Source organism: Armatimonadota bacterium (assembly GCA_016223145.1).
Taxonomy (GTDB): domain Bacteria; phylum Armatimonadota; class Fimbriimonadia; order Fimbriimonadales; family Fimbriimonadaceae; genus Nitrosymbiomonas.
In genome coordinates, this window is the sequence record JACRPN010000005.1 from 254,001 (window position 1) to 277,818 (window position 23,818).

Annotated in this window: 20 protein-coding genes; 6 read left to right on the forward strand and 14 right to left on the reverse strand. The window is 61.8% G+C overall.

What is annotated here, in order from left to right:
• Positions 1–182: 182 nt before the first annotated feature.
• From HZC36_03485 to HZC36_03495, 3 genes are read right to left on the reverse strand one after another with little or no spacing between them, the layout of a single operon-like run.
• Positions 183–671 carry an FHA domain-containing protein gene (locus tag HZC36_03485; GenBank protein MBI5706035.1) on the reverse strand — a complete coding sequence of 163 codons (489 nt, stop codon included), beginning with the start codon at positions 669–671 and terminating at the stop codon, positions 183–185.
• Positions 646–2,124 (reverse strand): hypothetical protein, encoded by a 1,479-nt coding sequence (locus HZC36_03490; GenBank protein MBI5706036.1) that lies wholly within the window; start codon positions 2,122–2,124, stop codon positions 646–648. The genes HZC36_03485 and HZC36_03490 overlap by 26 nt, the downstream gene beginning before the upstream one ends.
• Complete coding sequence (locus tag HZC36_03495) at positions 2,121–2,780, reverse strand: thiamine diphosphokinase (GenBank protein ID MBI5706037.1); 660 nt, start codon at positions 2,778–2,780, stop codon at positions 2,121–2,123. Before HZC36_03495 ends, HZC36_03490 begins: the two co-directional genes overlap by 4 nt.
• A gap of 228 nt (positions 2,781–3,008) precedes the next feature.
• Here HZC36_03495 and dnaA point away from each other — a divergent pair, with 228 nt between their 5' ends.
• Entirely contained in the window at positions 3,009–4,409 is a 1,401-nt protein-coding gene (gene dnaA / locus HZC36_03500) for a chromosomal replication initiator protein DnaA (protein ID MBI5706038.1), read from the forward strand.
• A 99-nt stretch (positions 4,410–4,508) separates the two neighbouring features.
• Here the strand turns inward: dnaA and HZC36_03505 are convergent, their stop codons facing one another.
• Complete coding sequence (locus HZC36_03505) at positions 4,509–5,957, reverse strand: hypothetical protein (protein MBI5706039.1); 1,449 nt, start codon at positions 5,955–5,957, stop codon at positions 4,509–4,511.
• Between the two features lie 125 nt (positions 5,958–6,082).
• Here HZC36_03505 and HZC36_03510 point away from each other — a divergent pair, with 125 nt between their 5' ends.
• Together HZC36_03510 and HZC36_03515 are read left to right on the forward strand one after the other, a co-directional pair.
• Positions 6,083–6,616 (forward strand): DUF1579 family protein, encoded by a 534-nt coding sequence (locus tag HZC36_03510; GenBank protein MBI5706040.1) that lies wholly within the window; start codon positions 6,083–6,085, stop codon positions 6,614–6,616.
• A gap of 52 nt (positions 6,617–6,668) precedes the next feature.
• Positions 6,669–8,840 carry an aminopeptidase gene (locus HZC36_03515; protein MBI5706041.1) on the forward strand — a complete coding sequence of 724 codons (2,172 nt, stop codon included), beginning with the start codon at positions 6,669–6,671 and terminating at the stop codon, positions 8,838–8,840.
• 92 nt (positions 8,841–8,932) lie between these two features.
• On the opposite strand, the gene HZC36_03520 is transcribed toward HZC36_03515, so the two are convergent.
• The 5 genes from HZC36_03520 to HZC36_03540 form a co-directional block, all read right to left on the reverse strand.
• Entirely contained in the window at positions 8,933–9,271 is a 339-nt protein-coding gene (locus HZC36_03520) for a hypothetical protein (protein ID MBI5706042.1), read from the reverse strand.
• A 63-nt stretch (positions 9,272–9,334) separates the two neighbouring features.
• Positions 9,335–10,267 carry a hypothetical protein gene (locus HZC36_03525; GenBank protein MBI5706043.1) on the reverse strand — a complete coding sequence of 311 codons (933 nt, stop codon included), beginning with the start codon at positions 10,265–10,267 and terminating at the stop codon, positions 9,335–9,337.
• Positions 10,268–10,360: 93 nt separating this feature from the next.
• Positions 10,361–11,944, reverse strand: coding sequence for a hypothetical protein (locus HZC36_03530; GenBank protein ID MBI5706044.1), 1,584 nt, complete (start codon positions 11,942–11,944; stop codon positions 10,361–10,363).
• 78 nt (positions 11,945–12,022) lie between these two features.
• A complete protein-coding gene (locus HZC36_03535) occupies positions 12,023–12,550 on the reverse strand; it encodes a PEP-CTERM sorting domain-containing protein (GenBank protein MBI5706045.1) in 528 nt (175 codons plus the stop codon).
• Between the two features lie 166 nt (positions 12,551–12,716).
• Complete coding sequence (locus tag HZC36_03540; GenBank protein ID MBI5706046.1) at positions 12,717–13,814, reverse strand: N(4)-(beta-N-acetylglucosaminyl)-L-asparaginase; 1,098 nt, start codon at positions 13,812–13,814, stop codon at positions 12,717–12,719.
• 185 nt (positions 13,815–13,999) lie between these two features.
• On the opposite strand from HZC36_03540, the gene HZC36_03545 reads away from it, so the two are divergent.
• Entirely contained in the window at positions 14,000–15,934 is a 1,935-nt protein-coding gene (locus HZC36_03545; GenBank protein ID MBI5706047.1) for a DUF3352 domain-containing protein, read from the forward strand.
• Between the two features lie 66 nt (positions 15,935–16,000).
• Positions 16,001–16,771: a hypothetical protein gene (locus HZC36_03550; GenBank protein ID MBI5706048.1), complete on the forward strand. Its 771-nt coding sequence runs from the start codon at positions 16,001–16,003 to the stop codon at positions 16,769–16,771.
• Between the two features lie 90 nt (positions 16,772–16,861).
• Here HZC36_03550 and eno read toward each other — a convergent pair whose 3' ends face one another.
• From eno to HZC36_03570, 4 genes are all read right to left on the reverse strand, one after another.
• On the reverse strand, positions 16,862–18,073 hold the full coding sequence (gene eno, locus HZC36_03555; protein MBI5706049.1) for a phosphopyruvate hydratase: 1,212 nt from the start codon (positions 18,071–18,073) through the stop codon (positions 16,862–16,864).
• 33 nt (positions 18,074–18,106) lie between these two features.
• Entirely contained in the window at positions 18,107–18,364 is a 258-nt protein-coding gene (gene rpmA, locus HZC36_03560) for a 50S ribosomal protein L27 (GenBank protein MBI5706050.1), read from the reverse strand.
• A 3-nt stretch (positions 18,365–18,367) separates the two neighbouring features.
• The gene (gene rplU / locus HZC36_03565; protein MBI5706051.1) at positions 18,368–18,685 is read right to left on the reverse strand and encodes a 50S ribosomal protein L21; all 318 of its coding nucleotides are present in this window, start codon (positions 18,683–18,685) and stop codon (positions 18,368–18,370) included.
• A gap of 123 nt (positions 18,686–18,808) precedes the next feature.
• On the reverse strand, positions 18,809–20,746 hold the full coding sequence (locus HZC36_03570) for a sensor domain-containing diguanylate cyclase (protein ID MBI5706052.1): 1,938 nt from the start codon (positions 20,744–20,746) through the stop codon (positions 18,809–18,811).
• A 103-nt stretch (positions 20,747–20,849) separates the two neighbouring features.
• Between HZC36_03570 and HZC36_03575 the strand changes: the two genes are divergently transcribed.
• Positions 20,850–22,595, forward strand: a complete 1,746-nt coding sequence (locus HZC36_03575) for an Ig-like domain-containing protein (GenBank protein ID MBI5706053.1) — start codon at positions 20,850–20,852, stop codon at positions 22,593–22,595.
• A 74-nt stretch (positions 22,596–22,669) separates the two neighbouring features.
• Here the strand turns inward: HZC36_03575 and HZC36_03580 are convergent.
• Positions 22,670–23,818 (reverse strand): hypothetical protein (locus HZC36_03580; GenBank protein ID MBI5706054.1); only part of this gene is annotated, 1,149 nt, incomplete at its 5' end.

Sequence of the window (23,818 nt, forward strand, 5' to 3'; positions counted from 1 at the left end):
GGTATGGCGTCAGGCATTGAGCATTGAGGCATTAGGGCATTAGGGCGTTGACGCGTTGGGGCGTTGAGCCTTGGGCCAGATGGGGGCGCACCGCGCCGAGTCCGGGAGCCTTGGGGCGGGAGAAGCTGCGCAATACAATCCTACCATTCCCTCATCTCACCCTCGCTCACCCTCGCTCACCCTCACGCATCCTCATGCGATTCAGGCTCCGGGTCTCCCTCGGCGGCTGCATCTGCGGGCTCGACGGGAGCAGAATCGGCCTCCACACTGAATCGGAACCGCGCGTTGCCGAAGGCGATTTGGTCGCCGTCCTGCAATGGGGCCGAGTCGACTTTCTCATAGTCCGATCGAAGCACGTAGGTGCCGTTGGAGGAGCCCAAGTCGGTGATCGCCCAAGCGCCGTGCTCACACTCGATCTTCGCGTGCTTGCGCGATACATACCGCCCCTCGTCGATCACCCCAAGGTCCACCTCGACCGGACCGACCGCCGGGTCGAACCGCCCAACCACGGCGGGCGCGGCGAAGGGGAAGCGCTGATCGGTCTCGACGCCTCCGCGGATCAGCGTGAGGCAGCCCCTTGCGGCGGTCTCCGCGCAGGTCGTGTCGGCAGGTACGGAACTCTCTTCCGGCTCGGTTCCAGCGACGTCATCCAGCAATTCGTTTTCTGCCATGGCTCTTACCCCGTATTATGGCGAGGAGCGCAAAGGCTCCCAGGGTCAGCGCCGAAACCGCCAACCCTGGCACCAAGGTGCCCAGGTCGACCTTGATCGCGTCGCTTCCCCTACCGATAGGGACAGTCAGGTAGGGGTTATCGGTTCGCAGACCGTAAACCATCAGGCCCAATGCTGCCGACGAACCCAGCGCGGTAGAGACCCAAATGGCCGTGCCCGTCACTCGCGATCTTGGGAAGAGGCCGTAGGCCATGCAGACCGGGATGAGCAGCCCACCCACCACCGCCCCGCTCCAGCTATACCAAAGCTGCACCACGCTTTGAACTTGGATCGCGACCAGCACGGCGATCCCGCATCCGACACCGACCCCGATTTTGGACCACCGCGTCACTTCAGGGCTATCCGGCGCATTGCGGAGCCTGCCGACGATCTCGCGCCCGAGGGTCGCGCCCGCCACAAGGGCATAGCCCACCATGGCGCTGAGGATCGTGCCGAGGAGGCCGCAGAGGAACAGCCCGCGCAGCCCGGGAGGAAGAACCTGGTCGGCAAACCTGGGAAAGGCCAGCAGCGGCTCCGCCTGCGCCCCATCTGAGGATCCGAGGGCATAGAGCGCTGTGCTGATGCTGAGCAGGTCGAACACGAACCAGCATGCCACGCAGATCCAAAGGCCCTTGCGGCTGGCGGCGGGACTTTCCGCGCTCGCGACCCGTTGGTGAAAGCCCGGATCAACGAGGGTCCATGCTCCAAGGATGAAGAACGAGACCACCTGGATCGGCCCAACTCCCCCGGTGAGGGTGAGCTGCTCGGGCGTAAAGGCCCTGCGCCAGATCTCGGAGGCGTCCAGATGGGTCAGGCACCATCCCAGCATCGCGGCGAACCCGACGTACATCGCGATGAAGGCGAGGATCGACACGCGTACGTCGGCGAGCAAGCCCCCCCGATAGAGAAAGAGGGTACCGACAAGGGTTGCGGCGACGATCGCCCAGGGCGTTTCAATGCCGGCCAAGTGCGAGACCAGAAGCCCCAGCATCAGCACGTGAGCCGCCGGGACGGCAAGCAGAAGCAGAAGCACGGCGCCGACGAGGCCGGTGGCCTTGCCGAACCTCGCGTGAAGGCGTTCGGGGAGGCTGATTTGGGCTTCTTGCCTCACCTTTCCGGCGAAGAACACCGCGTAGAGTCCCCCAAAAAAATAGTAAGGAACCCCAATCAGGAGCCACGCGCCCGTGCCGTAATAGCCGACGGATTCGGAAACGCCGAGGATGCCGCCGTACCAGGTGCTCACGAGGGTCGCCACAAACATCGGGAGGGTGAGCTGCCTGCCCGCAGCAAGGTACTGAAGCACGGAGTGATCCCTGAGTCTGGCGGAGAACCCTAAGACAAGGATCGCGCAGAGGAACAGCCCGACGACGGCGGCATCAATGCCTGTGAGCTGCGCGAGGGGAAGGAGGGTCACCAGATCGGAGCCTCCTCCTCGAGAAGCTCTACCACGAAGAGCGCCGCACCTTCGAGCACGCGGGCCGAGACATGGTCCGACGTGGCGCGGTTCGAAATGCTCCTCTTGCCCAGCGGCGCCAGTCGCACATCCTTCAGCGGCCACTCCACGCCCTGAAGACTGACGCCCTCGGTCTCCGAGAGCGGAAGCAACGAGACGAGCCTTCCCGGTTTGGTGGACACCTCCACATAGTCGTCCGCTTTGAGGACCCATCCGATCCCGGTCCGCAGGGCCACGCGCACAGCGAGCGGCGATTGCGCGGCGGAATAAAGGGTCGAAAGCAGGTGGTCGATCCGGTCGCCCTCGACGGCGGCCAGTGTGATGGCGTCGAACCCCCGGGCCTCCGCAGCCGAAAGAAGCTTGTCGCAGTCGGTCCGTTCTTGGTCGTCGTCTTGGACGAGTGTGGTACGCCCGGTGGCGGCCCACGCCGCGATCGTGGCGGGATTTTGCGCGGAATCCATGTCGCCGATGACAAGGTCCGGCTGGACGCCGATCAGGGCCAGGAGATCGGCGCCGGCGTCGGCCGCGAGGAGTTCGTCGGCGCCGTCGGCCCACTTCTTGAGAAGGGAGGTGGACATGTCGTTACCTGCGAGAACACCCAGGACGTTGACACCCATGGCCCATTCTAGACCGAGCCATGAAAAACGCTGAAAAAGGATGAAAAATCGTGATTGAACAAGGGGCTGGGAGCATCCTAACTAAATCCTAACAATTGGCGGTGCTCTTCGCCCTTGTACCCAGGGATCGGAGACCCATATCATGTTGTTGGGCTGTGTATACTCCGGTCCTTACCCCGCCCATCCGAGGTCCTTTTTGGGTCTGGATGCGCTCTTGTTGACGTTCGTATGGACCAGTATTCTTTGGAAGATTCCGATCTGCAGATTCGCTTGCGCGGCGCTTGGGAACAGGTGTTGCGGCGTCTCGGCTCCGACACACCGCCGGCTTGGATGGACCGGTTTCTCAAACCCCTCGTACCCGTGGAGTGCGCCGACGGGCTGCTCGTGATGACAGCGCCCGGGAAATTCGTTTGCGAGTGGGTTTCAAAGCGCTATCGCGAGAAGCTACAGGCGATGTGGAGCGATGAACTAGGGGAGGAAATCGAGCTGGAACTGGTCGCTGAGCCAAGGGAGCGGCAGACGCCGATGGCGGCAACCAGCTCCGGCCTTGCGCCCGCCGCGACCGCGGTGGTCGCGATGCCCGCGACCCCAGAACCCCAGAAATTCAAGCTGATCGACCGCTATAGCTTCGACACGTTCATCGTTGGGCAGAGCAATCGGTTGGCGTTCGCCGGCGCTCAGGCCGTCGCCAAAGACCCCGGCGGCAAGTACAACCCGCTGTTCATCTACGGCGCTTCCGGGCTCGGCAAGACCCACCTGCTGCACTCGATCGCTCGGGACATCTGGAAGCGAGACCCGCGGTTCTTGCTCGTCTACATGTCCGCGCAACAATTCGCCGAAGAATTCGTTCAGGCGCTGCAGAACAACCGCATCGACCAGTTTCGGCGCGCGCAGAGAAACGTGGGCGTTTGGCTCCTCGACGACATCCAGTTCATCGCCGGCAAGGAAAAGACGCAGGAGGAGGTGTTCCACACCTTCAACTATCTGCACTCGCTCGGTAAGCAGATCGTCATCTGCTCGGATCGGGCGCCTCGGGAATTGCACTTACTGGATGAGCGGCTGCGATCACGCTTTGAGGCCGGCCTCGTGGCGGACGTTCAGCTTCCGGACACTGAGACGCGATGCGCGATCGTGCTCAAGAAGGCGGAGCAGGAAGGGATCGCGCTTGCCACAGACGTTGCCATGCACCTTGCAGAAAGCGTCCCGGGCAACATCCGAATTTTGGAGGGCGCCCTGACCAAGCTGGTGGCTCAAGCGAGCATCGAAGGCCTAGAGCCGTCGGTGGAGCTTGCCACCAGCATCATCGAGGCGTACTACAAAAACCACGGCATGCAAAAGCCGGGCTTTGAGCAAATTGTCCAGGCGGTCAGCAGCCATTTTAAGATCAGTATCGACGAGATTCGCGGCCACTCGCGTAAGGCGCCAATCGTTCACGCACGCCATGTGGCGGTGTTCATCACGAGGGAGCTTACTGGGGACTCCTGGAAGCACATCGGGGCGCTTTTTGGGGATCGCGACCATACCTCGATGATGCACGGCTACCAAAAGATCAGCGAGATGATGATTCGGGACCGCGATTTGCGATCGTCGGTCAAGCAGCTGATCCGCAACCTTTGCCCTGAGATGTAATGCGGTGTGGCCAAGTGCAGGCTCTGCACGGCCACCTTGCCTGCTCGGCCAAGCTCAAAACTGCGGGTTTGGGGGCAGGGCTTCGGTCTTGACGCCTCCTTAGGCGGATCGCCTGATGGGAGAGAGCGTCCACAGCGCCGCTCCAGCGATGATCAGCAAGAGCAGCCCGGTGTTCTCAGCGCTGAGGAAGGTCGCGGGGACCAGCGCCGAGAGCAGAAGGGGTGTGGCGATGCCCCAAGCTTCTCTATGTTTGCCCCCGAGGGCGCCGAGACCCGCAAGCGCCGCTCCAAGCAAGGGGCCGACGAGCAGCCCTGCCACCGGGCCGATGTAGGGTGCGAGCACGAGAGGCGAGCCGAACCCGAATCCGAGCATCACGGCGGCGCGCGCCAGGCGGGCGGGGCCAAACCTCACCCCGCGGGCCATGCCTCCTACAACCAAGGTCGCAAGGCCAATGAGCAACGCGAACGGCGCCATTGCCAGGGCCTGCAGGGACCCATCGCTGGTTGACGAGTCCTTCTGAAATTTGAGCCCGATACGCTGCTGGGAAATGACGTCTTTGAGCTGCCAGGTGGCGCTCGTCTCGGAGCTGCTGACGGGCTGGATGCTGCCGCGAACAAAGCGAAGAGGCATCTCGGACGTCACGTCGAGACGAAGGCTCTTGACCCTCCTGCGCTGGGACCCGAGGTCGTATTGCCACTGTGTGCCGCCGTTTGCCCGAAACGTGGCCACAGCCTTCTTCGTGGCGCCGGCGTTGACCGTGCCCTCCCAGACATAGGCGTCAGTATCGGGGTCCTGTCGGACCTCTTCCCCGTCGATCTTCACGCTCAGGTCCCGGATTGTGCCGCCATCGGGTAGCGGAAATGAGAACCGGCCCAGGATGGCATCAGGTTGGCCGTTCTTGAATGCGAACTCGCCCTCGAAAGCGATTTCGAACCCATCGGTGCCCGAGGGTTTGAACGTGGCTTTCAGCGTGGACTGCTCAAACGGGATCGGCTCCTCGACCTTTTGGGTTGCTTCGCGTGTGAACACGACGTCCTGCCCACTCTGCCGGAAAGTGTCCCGGAGGCGAATGATGCTCTCGGCCGTGGGATCGGTGAGATATGGGGAGAGGACGCCGATGCCCTGTTCCCCGATCGTCTGCAGGAAGCTCGGAGGCAGCGTGAGGGTACGGGTGTAGGTTTTTTCACTAATGGAGGCAGCCGCGGGCCCAAACTGATAGACCGGCGGCGCGTCCTCGGTTGGCCTCCGGGTGGCCTCCGCGGAGTCCCGCCACTCCATGTTGGTGCGCGCAAGGCCCGAGAGCGCGCCCAACCCATGCCAAAAACACACTACGAGAACCCCGACGCCAAGGTAGCCCCAGGCTCGCGCGCCCCAACCGCCCACGGACGAAAGCCGGCCCTTGAGCCCTTCGGGATCGCGATTGGCGGCGATCGCCCCGGCAACGGCCGCCAGCCCCAGAAGAACGGCGATGGGCAGCGCAGCCTCTAGGAGCAGATTACGAACTCCCTCCAGCCCGGCAATGAAAGCCTGGACGATCGCCTGACCCATGGTGCCCAAGTCTATACCATTGCCCGAGCGATTGTGGTGCAATTATCTGCAAGATGCCTTGACATGATAGGCAACGTTCGTCTACACTTTCCAAATCCCAGTTTGCGCTGGAGGAGGAAGAATCGATGAGGAAACTTGGACTCTTTTTCGTTGGACTCGCCACGATGGCGCTCGCCGCACCTCGCCAAGAGGGCATGATGCCGCCGCCCAAAGAACTCGCTGCGCTCAATTACATGCTTGGGAGTTTCACGGGCAAGATGGACTTCTACATGGGGGGCCCCAACCCGACTAAGTCGAAGGGCTCGGTTCGCACGGCCAAGACGATGGGCGGAATGTGGGTCGAAGGCCATCACACCTACGATATGGGCGGCATGAAGATGGATGGCAGGCAGCTTCTCTCTTACGACCCCGCCAAGAAGCAGTACGTCGGCTATTGGTTCGATCAGGCGGCGCCTGGAGCCATGGAATTGAGCGGGAACATCGCGGGCGGCAAGCTCGTGCTTATCAGCAAGCCGACACCGGTTCCCGGCATGCAGGGCGATCAGGTGTTTCGGGCGACCTACTCGAAGAAGGGCGCCAAGAGCTATGACTTTCGTCTTGAGATGAAGAGCGGCGACAAGTGGGATCCGATGATCGTGGGAGTCTATACAAAGAAGTAGTCCCACGTTTGGGAACCCTGGGGCGGGCGATCAGGTAGTTTCAGCTACCGCTATGACGACTCGATTTCCTGCCCTAGCCCTGCTTGCCGCTGCAGTCTGTGCCGTCCAGGCACACGCTCAGCGGGCCAACCCATTTGCTCCGCCGCAAGCCTCGCTGCACTATGCGCCCGATCGCACCTGCGATTTGCAGCACCTTGAGGTGTTTGTCGACGTGGATTACGGCAAGCGCACGATCAAGGGCACGGCGATCAACACGCTGAGCCCCCTGCGCAACGGGGTGGCCGAGGTGCTGCTGCACGCGGGCACGGGGCTCAGTGTGTCTGGGGTGAAGGTCAACGGCGCCACGGCCGCCTTCCGGAGAAACGGCCGACAGCTTTTTGTGTCGGTGCCCAGAGTCGCCAAGGGCGGCAAGCTTGTGATCTCGATCGCCTACTCCTCGATCAACTCCCAAGGGCGAGGGTTTGGGCAAGGGGGAGGCGGTTGGCACTGGATTCAGCCTGGGAACACCGGCATCAAGACGCGCGTCGGCTTCTGGACGCAGGGCGAATCGGAATACAACTCCGAGTGGGTGCCCACCTGGGACTACCCCAACGACCTCGCCACCAGCACCACGCACACGACGGTCCAAGCCGATTGGGACGTCATCGGCAACGGCGTCCTTTCCCAGACCAAGCTCAGCCCCGACAAGAAGCGCAAGACCGTAACCTGGCACATGGCGCTGCCGCATGCCACCTATCTTCTGGCCATTTACGGCGGGCCTTTCGACATTAAGAAGGCCAAGTGGGAGGACCGCGAGCTTTGGTACGTCGTCCCGAGGGGAGAGGGCTACCTGATCGACGACTCCTTCGGCGATACCCCCGACATGCTGACGTTCTTCTCGCAACGCGTCGGGTTCAAATATCCTTGGCCAAAGTACGCCCAGTGCGCCATGTACGATTTTGGCGGCGGCATGGAGAACGTCAGCGCCACCAACCTTGGCGAGGGTGCGCTTTCCGAAGCCCGCGACGGCTTTCGGCGCATGGCGAGCTTGAACTCGCACGAGCTCGGGCACCAGTGGTTTGGCGATACCGTCACCTGCAAGGACTGGGGGGACACCTGGCTCAACGAGAGCTTCGCCACCTTCATGGAGACGATCTACATGGAGCACAGTCGGGGCCGTGACGCTTACCTCTGGGAGGTCGAGGACAACACCCAGGGCTATCTGCAGGAGGCGCGCCGGTACAAACGGCCGGTGAGCACGAAAATGTACTCAAACGGGGATGCAATGTTCGACTCGCACTCCTATCCCAAGGGCGGTACCATCCTCCACACCCTGCGCAAGTATCTGGGCGATGAGAGCTTCTTTGCGGGGCTCTCGGCTTACCTAAACAAGTGGAAGCACACGCCCGTAGAAAGCGCGCAGCTTCGGCGGGCGATGACGGAGGCCACCGGAATCAACTGTGAGCCGTTCTGGGCGCAGTGGATCGAGAAGCCTGGGCACCCGGTACTGGACTACACGTGGACCCATGACGCCGGAAAGCTGAAGCTGACGGTCAAGCAAACGCAAGACACGAGCGACGGAACCCCCATCTACGACATCCCCGCAAAAATCGGCTTTGTTGCGCCCGGGGCGTCCGCTATGACGTTTGCGCCCGTGCATCTGAGCAAAGCAGAGGAGACCTTCGAGATCCCGATGGCGGCCAAGCCCCTGTGCGTGGTGCTGGATCCGGAGCACGACTTCCTCCGCGAGATTCCGAATCTGCATTGGGCCGATTCAGAACTGCCTTCCATCCTGCAATTCGCGCGAAACCCGTCGGATCGATCGGAGGCTATGCGTCGGATGCTCCAGAACCCTTCCGATGAGAACGTCCGGCTCATCGTAGCCGAATTGGCCAAGGACCTGAACCCGCGCCAGCCGGTTTTCCGCCAGGTGTTCGGCCTTTCGAACCTCGACAAGCCAGAACTGAGGAGCTTCTGGATGCAGCAGCTCAACCACCCGAACATGGACCGCCAAGCCCAGGCCGCCTCGGCCCTGGCCAGGCTTCCATCCGATCCGGGCACCGTCGCGCGGTTCCGCGCGCTGATCAACGACAAGACGGCGATCCAGGTGGTCACAACCTGCATCAACGCCCTTGCGAAGTGGGACGCAAAAGCCAACGCCGACGTGTTCAAAAAGGCTCAGGGCATCAAGGACCGGCGCGGACGCATCAAGCGCGCCGCCGATTCGGCGCTCTCTGGCGGCTAGGAATCTGCCAAAGGACGGAGTAGCACGGGCGTCTCGCCCGTGTTCGCCGGCTACATCCATGGGGCGGCGAGGACGCCTTGTGCAACAGCGTCCTATGGCGCAAACGCGAGCCACCAGGGCACGGCTAGGCCAAGACCGGGCACCAGCCACAGGAGCCCGGTCCAAGCCGGTTTGTCCATCGTCTCGGCGATCCCCATCCAGACCAGCGCCATCACGATCCAGCTCACCCAGGGAATCAGCAGGGCCAAGAGCCAGTAGCTATCCCACCCCGCAATGTTGAGCATCAGCCAGCTGTTGCCAATCGGAACGAACGCCAGCCATGCGTTCTCCTCACCAGCGCGCTTGGCGATGAAATAGAGCGGGATGGCGTTGAGGGCCCACATGCCCAGCAGAATCCCGAGCGCAAGGTCAGAGGTCAACGATTCAAGCATCGGCGCACCTTCGTTGAAGGATACGCAGCCCGGACCCCCAGGGATGCGGCAACTTGCCAGGCCTCAGAACTTGATCGTTCGCTTGTCGGCCTCGGAACCCAGATTCCACACCTGAACCTGGCGTCCAGACTTCCACTTGAGCTCTGGACAATCCCACCAGGGCAAGGTCTTTCTCGCCAGCACCTTGGCCGTCCTGGTATCGACGATCCAAGCGCGCATCGTTCTTGGCGTTTTGGGGTTCTCGCTTAAGTCTTGCGGGCTCTCAAAGCCCATTACAAACCGGCCGTCGGGCGAATAGCCATAGGTCGAGCCCTCGCTGATGTTGTCGCTGCAATCCAGGTCTTTTCCATCCATCGTCGCTGCGTGAAAGGTCGTCCCACACCCACACTCGCTGCCCGAGGTTTCCATGAACGCTTTTGGCAAACGAAGATCGATCGGCTTTCCATCAAGGACGAACCTGATCTCAGAGATACAGAGGTCCCGGTCCATGCCTCTTGCCACCTCGTCAAAAAGGAGTTTCAAAGTCGAATAGCGCTTGCGGGGGAGGCTTATCTTTTGCCAGCCCATGTAGTCCTCAAGCTTGGCCTTTGCCACCAGGTTCCTGGCATATTGCGCCTGATTCTCGGCGGTCATGACGCGCAGGGCGGTTACCCGGTCATTGCGATAGAAAGTCTCGACCGACTTGTTGTAGCCGTTCATGATCTCGATGCCATCGAGGAGGATCGGCTTGGTGAACTCAAAACCGATCGCCTTGTTCGTGCCCCAGGTGTCTTTCGTCGAGAGGTCATCCTTGCGTAGCGGGACCGACTTGAAAACCCAGGCCGTCGTGGGGTCCCCGTCGAGCATCGCCGAAATCGGATAGCCCTTGTACTTCGAGCCCCGGAATAGGTCTTCGCTGGTCATCACCGTTAGCTCCGGCCAGACCGCGCAGGTTGGCGAATAGTCGGCGGCCGCGCACGCAGCGACAGCCAAGAGCCCAAGCGACAAAAGCTTCATGTCGATACCCTCACGCTTTGGACGGCGCGTAGGCCGAGGGGTTACGAGAAGCCGAGACGCGACTCCGCCGTTTCCGTTACGTCCTGGCGCCCCCTAGAACGGAACCATCACCTTAAGAATCGGATAGGTGCTTCCCACCGGCAGGCTCTCCCCGAGCAGCCCCCAGCACGCCACACCGTCCATCGATTCGGGTTCGAGCATGTTGAAGATGAGGATCCCCAGGGGCTGCGACGACTTGACCAAGAACGACCCCGCAGGGAACTGGCGCTCAACCTCAGCGAAGGTCCCCTCCAACCGAATGAGCCGATGCCCCTGAAAGGCGCTGGGCGCGACCGCGCACTCGGACACCGTGAAGGCCTGGCCCTTGCCGCTCCATCCGGACTCCAGACGCTGGACCTCCACCCCATGGCGCATCAACAGGCGCGCGACATTCGCTTGGTCCGGTCCAAAGACGTAGGCCGCCGGGAACCTGGCCGTCTTGGCGGCCCTGAAGCGGTCGAGGACCTCCATTTCGACCGTCTTCAGATACTTCGGGGCCTTGTTTCTTCCGACCGGGTCGTCCGCCTTCGGGTCCTCCAGCAGGATGCCCTCTTTGCCGCGCGAGACCATCTCAAACCGAACCCCCATCTCCGGCGCCTTCTCGGGGTGTTTGCCCCACTGGACCACCTGCTCGTCGGCGTTCTTCACCATGCGCATGACCCTCGTATGGTCGGCGAACAGGCGGTCCAGGCAATCCCGAAGAAAAGCGTGGGTGACCTTGATCCGGATTTCGAACGGCTGGAAGCTCGCCGCCTCGCTGAGCAGCGGGATACGATTTCGGATCCCGGCGTAGTTCGAGCAATAGCGGGGCTCATAGCCGAACGTTGCGAACACCAGCTGCCCGTCCCGTCGCTCCACGTTGCCATAGTCCTGGACTTCCCAGCCGCGCCGTGCCTTGTTGGTCCGGCGAAGGTCCGCCAGAAGCTCGTCCTGGGCGTACTTTCGAACGGTCTCAAAGGTCGTCGGGTTCAAGGGTGGCGAGTAGGTTTCCCAGTAGCCATGGCGCGTCCCGTCGGTGGTGTGCAGGTCAAAGCAGACGATGGGATCCCATTTGACATACACGTGCTCCAAAACGGCCCGCCACTCGTTCGATTCAGCCTTCATGCAGTCGCGGTTCAGGTCAAAGCCCTGCCCATTGGCGCGCTCACCCACCGGGTCCGGTCCATCCTGCGAGCCTCGGTTTCGGTTCAACGGGCCGAACTTGTCGTTGCCGTCGATGTTGTAGATGGGGTCCACGAGGAACACCATCTTGTCGAGGTATTTGTCCTTCGGGTTCTGGGCAAGCTCCCTGAGGAATTGGAGCGCCGCCTCTTTGCCTTCGACCTCGCCGGCATGGATGTTGGCCTGGACATAGACCACCATCAGCCCCCGCTTCTTCGCTTCGTCTGGATCGATCGCCGGGTCCTTGGCGACGATGACCAGCGGCATGTCCTTGCCCGCCGGGCTCTTCCCAATAAAGGTGAACCTCATGTTCGGCGGATTCTTGGCCTTGAGCGCGTCGAGAAAGGCGATCACGTCGGCGTAACTGGACGTGTTGGCGTAGTTGGTAGCCTCCGCCTTGGTCTTGGGCCAGTCTGATTGGAGGGCCGCGGGATGCCCAGCGAGTATCAGCGCGAGTGCGGTTTGCGCGATCACCATGATGGCTACGCTACCCCAACGGCAAAGAACCCCGGCCACTGGGAGGCCGAGGTTCTACGATGCGGAAGGCCAATGAGCCTACTTGCGTCGGCGTCGGAGCACGACCAACGCGCCACCGGCGAGCGCTGCGATCGACGCGGGTTCAGGAACCGCGTTATAGGTCACATCGTCCATCACGAAGAAGCCGTAGGCGTTCGAGACGACCTTAACCTTGTCCACCATTCCGCCGTAGCCGGAGCCCAGCCAGGTTGGCGTCGCGCTCGTATTCATCGAGCCGCTCGATGCCACCAGGTTGCCGTCATCGTAAAGGTCGAAGGACACGCTCGTCGAGTCTTGGCCGGCGAACCAGGCGCCGTTGAACACGACGTCGCTCGAGAACTCGAACACGCCGTTCGAGTACGAATATACGCGCTGATGCAGCGAATGGGCGTTATAGGGATTCTGGTCCCAATCGTAATGCTCCCAGCCGCCAACCGACCAGGTAATGCCACCGTAGCCATCTGCCACCGCAGCCTGGCCCGAAAGATCGTCGAAATTCACGATCGTCGCCTGCGAAATGCCGACGCCGACCACGGACAACAGCATAGCTGCAAGAATCTTCTTCATTGATATCTCCTTTTCCCCCAAGTCACTTTGGAAGGGGTCCACTGACGGGACCATCACATTCAATATTAGAGCCAAACGCGTTATGCGGCTGGCCTGTGTACTGGCAACAATGCCTGACTTTGCCAAAATCCTCGCAAGGTTGCTTAGCTCAAGAAGGCGAGGTGCATCACCGATCAAACAAGAAGCCTGAATCGTGAAGCTTGTTCTCTTTGCCGTCGTTGACGGCGAAGCGCCCGCCGGCCACGATCCGCGCCGCACCAAACGCCCCGTCCTTCCTAAGGGCGTAGAAGTTCAGGTCGAAGTTGGGGCGCCCGGGCCGGGTCAGCAGGCGAGGAGACTTGGTTTGGTCGCACACCCGCTTCAGCACATCCAGGCACGCCTCCATCGGCGTCATGCCGTCCTTCATGTTCTCGACCACCGTCCTTCCACCGGACACAAGGATGTTCGCTTCTCCACGGCCCGTCGAGCCCGCAGCGCCCACTTCGCCGTCCACATAGAGCCCCGCGCCGATGATGGGCGAGTCGCCGATACGCCCCGGAAGCTTCCATGCCAGGCCACTGGTGGTCGTGCATCCCCCGAGCTCGCCCTTGTCGTTCAGGCACAGGCAGCTGATGGTGCCCGTGGGCCGTTTGCGGCCCGAAAGCGTGCCTGTGTCGTCGATCGCCTGGATCGCCGCGCCAAAGTCGGCCTTGATCTCCTCGTCGTCGAGCCAGTCGTCCTCTTTGCTCAGGGTGGTCTTCCAGCGAAGCCAGGCCCTTCTGGCCCGATCGGTGAGCATGTTGACCTCTTCGAATCCCATCTGCTTGGCAAAGGCTAGGGCTCCAGCACCAACCAGCATCACGTGGTCGGTGCGCTCCATGACGGCTTTTGCGACCCGGGAGGGGGTCTTGATGTTCTGGATGGAGGCCACTGAGCCCGCGCGCATGGTCGGACCGTGCATCACGCAAGCGTCGAGTTCGACAATGCCGAGCTCATTCGGGAGACCACCGTAACCCACGCTCATGTCGTTCGGGTCTTCCTCGACGATCACCACTCCCTCGACCGCCGCCTCGACCGTGTCTCTGCCCTGCCGCATCAGCGCCACGGCCTTTTCGGTCGCTCGCAGACCGTTCGCGCTGGAAATGGCGATGGGGCCCGGGGCCAGACCTACCCCCGATGGACCCAAGGAGGAAGGCAAAGCCAGCCCGCGCGAAGCGGCGAGCGCCGCTCCAGAGGCAAGCCCCACGCGCACAAGTTCTCGGCGAGAAAGATCGTTCGAATTCATGTGCCTTGGGTTCGATGGCCCGCTCGCCGTGTCCTCCCTGAAATGCGCCGGCGAAACTGGGCCGATGGACCCCACTTGTGGAACAACCCTTGCATACGGGGCTCTTTTCGTCCTAACATGCAGACGTAGGCGTCCCCACGCCCTCGCGCCAAACGAGCGGTCCGCGAGGGACTCCGGAGGATTCCATGTCGACGCAAACCATCGCAAGATCGAATTCCGAGCCTTCCAGCCTGCAAAACCGGCGCGCCGGTAAGGGGCTGCTGGGCGCCGTCATCGGTGCGGGGCTGGTCGCGGTGCTTGGCTTCGCGGCCTACAAGACCTTCTTGAGCCGAGCCGGAGAGGCCGCCACGCTCTACATCCCTTCGGACGCCGGAGTGGTGGTCACGGTCGACCTGACCCCCAGCGATCGCCAGCTAGAGACCTTCGACAAGATACAGAAAGCGATCCACGACAACGGTCTGGACCTCAAGCTGGACGGAATGCTCAAGCGGTTCATGGACAAGGACCCCTTGGGCGCGGAGCTCAGGCCGTTCTTTCGGCGCAACTACGCCATCGCGATTTGGCCCGACAAAGATGCTGAGGCCGCGACCGTTTCGCTGTTTGCCGTCGAAGACCCGGCTTCGGTTCAGGCCGTGCTGGGAAAGCACGTCAAGCCCGACGGCGACGGGATCTTTGCCCTCAAGAGCCCTGCCAACACCTATGCCGCCGTGATGGAGGACTACCTGGTTGCCGGCAACTCAAAGCAGGCGATTCAGAGAGTCCAAGCGGTCCACGCCGACAAGGGCTCCTCCGTAGCGTCGCTGCCGGCATTTTTGGAAGCCCGTCAGGCGCTCCCGAAAGACGCAAACGTGATGGTCTTCGTCTCGCCGAAAGAGATCTCCAAGATGGCCAGCAATGCCGAGATGTTCGCGGCGCCGATGAGCTCGATCAAAGGCGCGGATTGGATGGCCTACGGGGTGACGATCGAGCCCGACGGAATCGCGGTGGACTACCAGTGCCCCTTTGACCCCAAGGCGATGGGCGGCCTCTCGGCCCTGGCAAACTCCGCTCCATTCGACCTGAAGGTGCTGGACGCCTTGCCTGATGGCGCCTACGGGTTGATGGGCGTTTCGCAGACCAGCGGCTATTGGGAACTCGCTGCCGAATCCGCGAAGTCGCAGGGCAAAGACCTCGCAAAGACCTTCGAAGAAGGCGTGAAATCCTTCGAGAAGACAAGCGGATTGAGCGTCCGAGACGATATTGTTCCGGGACTCAAAGGCGATCAGGTCATCGCCGTGTACCCTGGCAAAACCGGCGAAGGCGCCGATCTGGACCTGGTGCTGGTCGCCACAACCGCCAACGGCGCGACCCCTGCGGCCCTTGCTGCCAGGTTGCGCGCTCTTGCCGAGCGAGAAAGCCAAAAGAGCAACAAGCCGATGACGTTCAGCTCGAGCCAGGTCGGCGACGTGACGATTTGGGAAATCGACCCCAAGAGCCGTGACGAGATGGTGCGGGGCCTTAATAGCGGGTTCGGGTTTCCGCCTGCGATGAGTTCGGGCGCCGCGGTAGGTTCCGATATGCCGGCCGGTCCGGATTCTGGGCCACCGATGATTCAGTCCCGTCCTTTCCCCTCGGATAGCTCAGGGATGGAGGGCATGGCGGACGCCAAAGGCAAAGACCCCGCGAAGAGTTATGCCGACAAGTCCATCTTGATTGGCGAGTTTGCCGATAAGGTGGTGGTTTGCACGTCGAGGGCAATCATGATGCAGATGGTTGCCGGCAAGTTCGAACACGGGAGCCTGGGGCAATCGGAGTCGTTTCTAAAAATGCGCGACCGCATCATCGAGGGCTCGCAGTCGGTGTTCATGGTGGACACCAAGCGGATCATCGATGCGGTCCGGCCGCTGGTGAAGGAGACCATGTCGGGCGGCCCCGTAAAGGCCGACGACGTCCTGAGCCTGTTTGGCTCGGGCACCTCCGGGATGGTCGGAAGCGGCATCTACGACGGCAAGGTCTGTAAGGGGCGCTTCTTTATGCCGCTCGATTGGGTGAGCCTGTGCAATCTGGTGGGGCAGGGGATGAAGGGCTTGGACAAAGAGATGGAGGAGCCTCACTTCAACCCCGAGCCGGCCACGAGGTAGAACGATTGCCGAGAGAAACTCCCGTAACGATTCCCAACGTAGGAACGACCAAACATCATGGGAAGCGTGAGGATTGCCTTCTTCACTTGCCTTTTGCTGGCTCCAATGAGCGTCAAGGCCCAAGAGCTCTGGATGTTTGGGAGCCCGAACATCAGCTATGGGGTCTTCAGAACGGTCCCTGAGAAGAACAACCCGCTCAATACCTTTGAGGAGAAGATCGGCTACATGGAGGTCAAAAAGACGGCCTCATCTTATGGCGGGAAGCCCTGTACGCTCTACTCCAGCACCGCCAAATACTCCCCCAAACCCATCGGGCGCAACCTCTTGCCCCCCCCAACCACGAGGCGCTACGACATGTGGGTGGCCGACGACGGCACGCCGCTGCGCATCTACATGCAGCATAACGATCTATTCAAGCAGATCATTACCGACGCCGTCTTCAAGGCGGATGGCATCGAGATGACCATCACCGAAGGTGGCAAGAGCCGCAAGTCGACCCTCTACCCCTCTGAAGGGCTCAGAGCGTTCCGCAACCCGATTCTCGACCTGATGGCCAACGCCGACAAGGACCGAACATGGGTCAATTTCAGTTGCCTTGAAGCCGCCACGGCAGGCATCGTCAAGTATAAAGCGATCGTTACAGGCAAGTTCAGCGGGGAAATCGCCGGCAACAAGTTTGAAGGTCGGATGATCGAAATCGACGGCGCCGGACCTAATGATCGCTACACCTTCTATGTTTCCAAAGAAGGACAGCTGCTGCAGGTGGACATCGCCGACGACCTCAAGGTCCACGCGCAGGCGTTCCCGGCCATCATCCGAAAAGGCGGCGGAGGCTAAGGGAGCTCCACCTAGTGAATGGTGGACGGCTCCCCATCCGACATCCGCTCCAGATAGATTCCTCGGGGGAATCGGAATGGCAGTTTCCGCCTACGCCCCCGATCGAACCAACTGAGCCTTTGCACCCACCTTTCCAAAAGCCGAGAGCCCGCCGTAGCGTGCCTGAGCCCCCAGCGCCTCTTCAATTCGAAGGAGCTGGTTGTACTTGGCTACGCGGTCGGTTCGGTTCGGCGCGCCGGTCTTGATCTGGCCGCAGTTGGTGGCCACCGCAAGATCGGCGATCGTCACGTCCTCGGTCTCGCCCGAGCGGTGGCTCATCACCGACGTGTAGCCGGCGCGGTTCGCCATATCGATGGCGTTGAGCGTTTCCGTCAGCGTCCCAATCTGGTTGACCTTGATGAGGATCGAGTTCGCCACCCCGGCCTCGATGCCCCGCTTCAGACGCTGGACGTTGGTCACAAAAAGGTCGTCTCCGACAAGCTGCACGCGGTCGCCAAGCGTCTCCGTGGCTTCCTTCCACCCGGCCCAATCCTCCTCGGCGAGGCCGTCCTCGATCGAGAGAATCGGATACTTCTCGACGAGCTGAGCCAAGTAGGCCACCTGCTGGGAGGGCGTGCGCTGCCGCTCGGCGCCAGTCTTGTAGACGTAGTGCTTGCCGTCGAAGAACTCGGTCGAGGCGGGGTCGAGCGCGAGCCAAATGTCGCCACCCGGTGTGTATCCGGCCTTTTGGATCGCCTCGACGATGAGGTCGAACGCCTGATCCTGGCTCTCAAGGTTCGGCGCGAAGCCGCCTTCATCGCCATAGCCGGTCGCAAGCCCCTTGCCGTGGAGTACCTTCTTGAGGGAGTGAAACACCTCAGCGCCCTTCCTCAGCGCCTCAGAGAAGTTTGAGGCGCCGACGGGTGCAACCATGAACTCCTGAAAGTCGACGTTGGAATCGGCGTGCTTGCCGCCGTTTAGGATGTTCATCAGCGGCACGGGAAGCGTGTTCGCGGTCACGCCGCCCACATACCGGAAGAGCGGCAATCCGCAGGTGGCGGCCGCTGCTTTGGCGACGGCGAGCGACACTCCGAGCAGAGCATTGGCCCCCAGCTTGGCCTTGTTGTCGGTGCCGTCCATCGCCAACAGCAGATTGTCGATCGACTGCTGGTCGGTGGCATCCAGATCGATAAGCTCGCTCGCGAGCACGTCGTTGACGTTCTGGACGGCCTGGAGCACGCCCTTTCCCAAATAGCGGGACTTGTCGCCGTCGCGAAGCTCCGGGGATCCCACAAATAAGAATGCGACATATAAGTCCCGCAAGACTTATACGTCGCATCGAGAAATCGGTTCGGATTACGCTTCGGCCGGATATACGCTGATTCGGCGTTTAGCCTTCGGCCCTTCGAACTTCACGTGGCCATCGATGACCGAGTAAATCGTGTGGTCGTTGCCAATCCCCACGTTCACGCCGGGATGAAACTGCGTTCCGCGCTGCCGGACGATGATGCTGCCGGGCTTGACGATCTCGCCGCCGTACTTCTTGACGCCGAGGCGCTGCGACGTGGAGTCGCGGCCGTTTCGAGTTGAACCTTGTCCCTTTTTGTGTGCCATGGCTTAGCTCCCTGGGATGATCTCCGTGACCGTCAGCACGGTTTCCGGCTGGCGGTGTCCCCATCGCTTGCGCTCGTTCTTCTTCGCCTTGTAGTTGAAAGCGTTGATCTTGGGACCCTTGCCCTGGCGAACGATCTCCGCCTTGACCTTTGCGCCCTTCACATAGGGCGAGCCCACGGAGACTTTCGCGCCGTCGGCGACCATCAGCACGTCGGTCAGGTCGACCTTGGCGCCCACTTCGCCATCGAGCTTCTCCACGATCATCTTGCCGCCCTTTTCGGCGCGGTACTGCTTGCCACCGGTCTTTACGATCGCATACATGAAAAATCCAATCCTTCGACGATTAACGGCTTCCAAGGGCCGATAGAGGTTAGCCTAACTCAAAATGCCGCACGCGCATCGTCTGGCGCGAATCGAAATATTGGCACATCTTGGCGGGCTCCGTCAAGCCGCAAGTTCGAGATCGGAGACCAGGGCGACGATTTCGGGGTCAAACCTGCCCTCGTCGGCATAGAGGCTTGCTCCGCCCTCGCTGTAGAGGGCCAGCAGCACTGCGAGCACCCTCCCGAGCAGCGGGATCGAGTCGCCCCTTTGTTTCCCCGGGCCTTCGCCGTCAAAGCGTTCCAACGCGCCAAAAAGCGTGGGCAGCACCAGCCGGAGTTCCTCCGCAGCCTCAAAGGCCCTGAGCCGAGCGCTGTCTTCTCTCGCGTCGGTGAATGCATCCCAGACGACGGTGGCCGCCCTCAGCACCTGCCACTGGGTTCGCGACAGGCCCAACGTCCGGCTCAGCGCGATGAGCTGTCGCTCCAGGCCCGAAAGCCGGTCTGCAGCGGTCTTGCGCTGCCGCTTGCTCAGGAACCGCCAGAAGGCCGACTCGTCCCAATTCCCTTCTTCATCGCCGCCTGCCTGGGTCTCTCTAAAAACAACCCGGTCGCGCCCCTTTCGCTTGGCCTCGAAAAGCGCCTCATCGGCCGACCGCAGAAGCCCTGCGCCGTCGTGGCCCGACCCGGGAAACACGGCACACCCCAGGCTCACGGTGACCCTTCGCGCGCGGCCGGTCTTCGACTGAATGGAGATGTTCGACACGCGCTTTCGGATGCGTTCGGCGATCATGAGCGTCGTATCCCTTCCCGCATTGCAGAGCACCGCAGCGAACTCCTCGCCGCCGTACCGCGCCGCCAGGTCGTAGGGCCGGACCGTGTCGCGGATGGTCTCGGCAACCCGTTTCAGGACGGAGTCCCCGGTGTCGTGGCCCTCTTCCTCGTTGAAGCTTCGGAAGAAGTCCACGTCGATCATGATCACTCCAAGTTCCTGACTGGAGCGCTCGGCCTCGGAGAGCCGCGACCTTAAAAAGTCTTGCAGCGACCGATGGTTGGAGATTCCCGTGAGCGGGTCGTGGCTGGCGAGCCTTTCAAAGCTCTCAAAGAGGTTCGCCCCGTAGAGCGCGAGCGCCAGATGCTCAGCAACGGTCTGGAAGAAGGACTGCGCCCCCTCAAACAGCCGATCGCCTTCCCTCCCGATGAGTTCCAGCACCCCCAAGAGCTGCCCGCCGGCCACGAGCGGGAACACGCTCACCCCGCCGGGCTTGAGATAGCAGAACTTGGCTTCGAGGTCCTGGGCCATCAGGCTCTCCTGCACCCCCACGAAGTGGCCCGACGTCAAGCTCTGGGCGGCAAGCTCTGCCAAGCAGGTGGGGGATGCCTTCAGGCTGAGCCGCTCGATGAGCGCCGTTCCTTGCCGATTCACGCCGCTGCTCGCGGTGAGCCTGAGCCCCTCCTGCTCGGAGTCCAGGGTCCAGAGGAGCACCGCGCCAAGTTCCCAAGTGGATCCGAGCTCGTGCAGCGCCGCCACGCAGAGGTCCTTTGCGGGCGAATTGGTGGTGAGGATTCGGCCGAGCCGCCGAAAAGTGGCCGACTCGCGCAAGAGCAGTTCGCCGCGGTCCTTTGCCTGCTTTTCCTCAGTGGCGTTGGTGATCAGTACAAGCGTGCCTTGGCAGCTTTCGGAGCGGAGCGGGACTGTGTGCAGCCTATAGCGATCGATTAGGGCTGAACTCGGTTCACCCTCCGCGCTGGCCCGCAGGAGCTGTGCCCATTCTGCCGCTCGGCCGTTTCTGGAGAGGCCTAGGAAGCGAACCCTCTTGGCAAGGCCCCAGAGCTTAACGGCCTTGCCGTCGGAGTCCAGAAAGGCGATTCCGAGCGACTCAGGGTCGCCTCGATCCAGCAGCCAGGGCTCAGCCAGATCGAGGACCACCTCGGAGCCATCGGCCAAGGTCAAGACGAACGGAAAGCCGGAGCATGAGCCCCTGGGATTCGCGGCAACAGTCGGAACTCCGGCGGCGGCAAGAGCGTCGCGGAGCCCCCATTCAATGCGTTCTTCCGGCAATTCAGGTTCATTATCGGCAAGAATGAGCCTTCGGTTCACCTGAAAGAGCCAGAACTGATACCAGAAATCCGCGTCTATGATCTGAGAGGTTGTGTCGTTGAGAATGCCGTCTTCCCTGCTTAAGTCTGTCCTTGCCGCTTTGGTGGCCCTGTCGATTGCCGCCTGTGGAGGGGGAGGGGGGACGGCAAAATCCCTGGTCTATGAGACCGATTGGACCAACCGAGGGCGCGGAGTCACGGGCCTCTCGCAGTCCATCGAGGTCTTTGATTCCCAAGGCCGGCGGACAGACTCGCTGATCGTCAACCAGGACACCGAAGGCATTCAGACCGTTCGTTTGGCCCTTTCCGGTTCGGGCCCCTACCACGTTCACGTAGACCTCTACTCCCAGCGGGACAATCAAGGCACGAAGACCGGCGAGATCGACGCGCTCGTTACCGGTGGAAGCTTCAAGTCTCAGGTCGGCATCAACGTTGCCAGCGTTTTTGTGACCCCCCAGAACACGGCTTTCCAGGTTCAGCACAGCAAGCAGTTCTACGCGACAGGCTACGGCGTTGCCGCAAAAGCCGTGTTCGTCGAGCCGGGCAGCTTCGAATGGTCGGTGCTCGGAAGCAGCGCCACCATCAGCGAAACGGGTCTAGCTCTGGGCGTCGCCGAGGGCTCCGGGACCGCTCGGGCAACCTACACGCCCGACAACATCCAGGGGAGCTCGGTGTTCACCGTCGAGCCTTTTGATTCCAAGAGAACCCGCTGGACGGTGTTGGTCTACCTAAATGCGGCCAACGACCTCTATTCCTTCAGCGACCTCAACGTAAACCAGATGGAGCAGGTGGCCACCAATCCGCAGGTGCGGTTCGTGGTTCAGTGGAAACAGTCCAAGAGCCTGTTCAGCGGGTCATCGTTCGATGGCACGCGGCGTTACCTGGTTAGAGCCGACAACACCAGCCAGATCGCCAGCGAACTCATCCAGGACATGGGGACCAGCGTCGACATGGGGCAGGCCCAGACACTAACGGACTTCATCGCCTGGGGCAAGACCTATTACCCCGCGGACCGCTATTGCCTGGTCATCTGGAACCACGGCAACGGCTGGCGGCGCGGCATCCAGGAGCCATCCCGGGCTGTGAGCTACGACGATGAGACCGGAAACTCGATCCAGATCTGGCAGCTCGCACAGGCGCTCGGCAACAACACCTTCGATATCGTGGCGTGGGATGCGAGCCTGATGCAGATGCTCGAAGTCGCCTATGAGATTCAGGACAAGGCGCTGTATGTGGTGGGCGGCGAGGAGAGTCCCCCCGGTGAGGGCTATCCCTACGATCTGATCTTCAAGAAGTTCAGGGACCAGGACACGGACACCACCAGGAACCTTACGAAGGCGTTCGTGGACGGCATGCTGGCTGTGCCGGGGTATGCGAGCCGCAAGATCACGCAGAGCGTGATCGACACCAGCAAGCTGCCAGCCTTGGGCACGGCCGTGGATGCCCTGGCGGATGAGCTGATCGCGAACGTGGGCACCATCGGTTCGGCGATCGTCAACGTCCGCACCAGCGCCCAGAGTTACAGCCCGACATCGAACCGGGTGTATCGCGACCTCGTGCACGTTTGCGATCTGCTGATCTCCCAGGTCTCAGTGACCTCGATCCAGACGGCGGCGGGCAATGTGAAAACGGCGATCAACGACGCGCTGGTCTGGGAGGGGCACAACAGCAACTCGCCGAACAGCCACGGGGTGTCGATCGACTTTTCGTCCTCGACCACGTTCAATTTGGGCACGACGGCAGTGGACTATGCGCTGATGCGGTTTGCCGCAGATACGTCGTGGAACGAGTGGCTGCAGATTGCACCCTGACCCTTGCGACCCCAAAAAAGGAGCCCGCCGACCCGGTCACCGGGTCGGCGGGCTCTGGTTTGGAGTGTTGTCCCTCAGCCCTTGAGCGGCAGAACCTTCACGACCCCGTCCATTTGGGCGATCGACGCCAGGTCCTTGGCGTCGACGGTGACGAACACCGCCTTCAGGGAAGCATCGGTGAGGTGGATCGTCATGCCCATCGCCTTGAGCTTTGTGGAGAGGTCTGCCGGTGAGCCCTTGGTCCAGATTTGCACCTGAACCTTGCCCGCCGCCCTCCAGAGCGACTTGTCGACCCGGGTCAGCCTAAAGTACCGAGCCCGCTGAGCCGGGGGCAATTCCTTGGTGAGCGTCTCTTCCTGAGCCTTGTCCATACCGCTCAAAGAGGCCACCTGCTGGTCCGTCATCTTGTCAAAGCCCTGCTTGAACGAAGCGGGGTTGAGGTACCGGTAGGAATCAGCAAGCTCGGCTTTGTCCGCAACGCCGTAGTTGACGTTCTTTCCAGCCTTTATGCCCAGCGACGCGGTCGCGGGCGGACCGGCAGCCGCGCCGCCAAAGCCGCCGCCACCACCGCCTCCAAGGCCGCCTCGCGCCATACCCGACTGATACGCAGCTCCGGCGCTACGTCCGAGCATCTCCTTGCCCTTCTCGCCGCCAAAGATGCCTTCATAGCTCACGCCATCGGCCATCTCGACCGGCACATGCACCGTGACCTGTTTGCCGCCGACGTTGATCACGCGATTTTCCACCGCGACGAACGACGTGTACTGCGTCATGATCCCGTACTTGAGCGCCAGCGCGATGATCTGTTCGGCCACGGGTTCGGGCTTCGATTCCTGTGGGTTCGTTTGGGCATAAAGGTGCCGGGTCTGAGCCAGCCAATCCGAGCGCATCAGGTCATCCACCTTCTCGCGCGCCCACAGCGAAGCTACCGCCGAGCCATGCTGATCCTGGCTTGGGAAGTTCGCCACGATGTCGCGCGACCAGGGCTTGCCGCCGAGCTTGCCCGTGATGTGGACGACGCCGCGGCCAGCGCCCGTGTAGCGGCCCTTGACCACGACAGGAGTTTGCGAAAAGACGTCGGGGATGGCGCGGGGCAGCACATCGGCCACAGGAACGCCGTCGATTTTGACCTGGATGTCGGTGAGCACCGGGTTGTTCAGCCGCTCGGCAAACGCCTCGACGGCCTTGTCGGCCTCGGAGGCCAAGGTCACCACCTGCGACTC

What these genes read in the sequence shown, in the direction of transcription:
- HZC36_03485 (MBI5706035.1), bottom strand. Translation starts at nt 671, where the DNA reads ATGGCAGAAAACGAATTGCTGGATGACGTCGCTGGAACCGAGCCGGAA.
- HZC36_03525 (MBI5706043.1), bottom strand. Translation starts at nt 10,267, where the DNA reads ATGAAGCTTTTGTCGCTTGGGCTCTTGGCTGTCGCTGCGTGCGCGGCC.
- rpmA (MBI5706050.1), bottom strand. Translation starts at nt 18,364, where the DNA reads ATGGCACACAAAAAGGGACAAGGTTCAACTCGAAACGGCCGCGACTCC.
- HZC36_03530 (MBI5706044.1), bottom strand. Translation starts at nt 11,944, where the DNA reads ATGGTGATCGCGCAAACCGCACTCGCGCTGATACTCGCTGGGCATCCC.
- HZC36_03510 (MBI5706040.1), top strand. Translation starts at nt 6,083, where the DNA reads ATGAGGAAACTTGGACTCTTTTTCGTTGGACTCGCCACGATGGCGCTC.
- HZC36_03515 (MBI5706041.1), top strand. Translation starts at nt 6,669, where the DNA reads ATGACGACTCGATTTCCTGCCCTAGCCCTGCTTGCCGCTGCAGTCTGT.
- rplU (MBI5706051.1), bottom strand. Translation starts at nt 18,685, where the DNA reads ATGTATGCGATCGTAAAGACCGGTGGCAAGCAGTACCGCGCCGAAAAG.
- HZC36_03505 (MBI5706039.1), bottom strand. Translation starts at nt 5,957, where the DNA reads ATGGGTCAGGCGATCGTCCAGGCTTTCATTGCCGGGCTGGAGGGAGTT.
- dnaA (MBI5706038.1), top strand. Translation starts at nt 3,009, where the DNA reads ATGGACCAGTATTCTTTGGAAGATTCCGATCTGCAGATTCGCTTGCGC.
- HZC36_03575 (MBI5706053.1), top strand. Translation starts at nt 20,850, where the DNA reads ATGCCGTCTTCCCTGCTTAAGTCTGTCCTTGCCGCTTTGGTGGCCCTG.
- HZC36_03545 (MBI5706047.1), top strand. Translation starts at nt 14,000, where the DNA reads ATGTCGACGCAAACCATCGCAAGATCGAATTCCGAGCCTTCCAGCCTG.
- HZC36_03540 (MBI5706046.1), bottom strand. Translation starts at nt 13,814, where the DNA reads ATGAATTCGAACGATCTTTCTCGCCGAGAACTTGTGCGCGTGGGGCTT.
- HZC36_03520 (MBI5706042.1), bottom strand. Translation starts at nt 9,271, where the DNA reads ATGCTTGAATCGTTGACCTCTGACCTTGCGCTCGGGATTCTGCTGGGC.
- HZC36_03495 (MBI5706037.1), bottom strand. Translation starts at nt 2,780, where the DNA reads ATGGGTGTCAACGTCCTGGGTGTTCTCGCAGGTAACGACATGTCCACC.
- HZC36_03535 (MBI5706045.1), bottom strand. Translation starts at nt 12,550, where the DNA reads ATGAAGAAGATTCTTGCAGCTATGCTGTTGTCCGTGGTCGGCGTCGGC.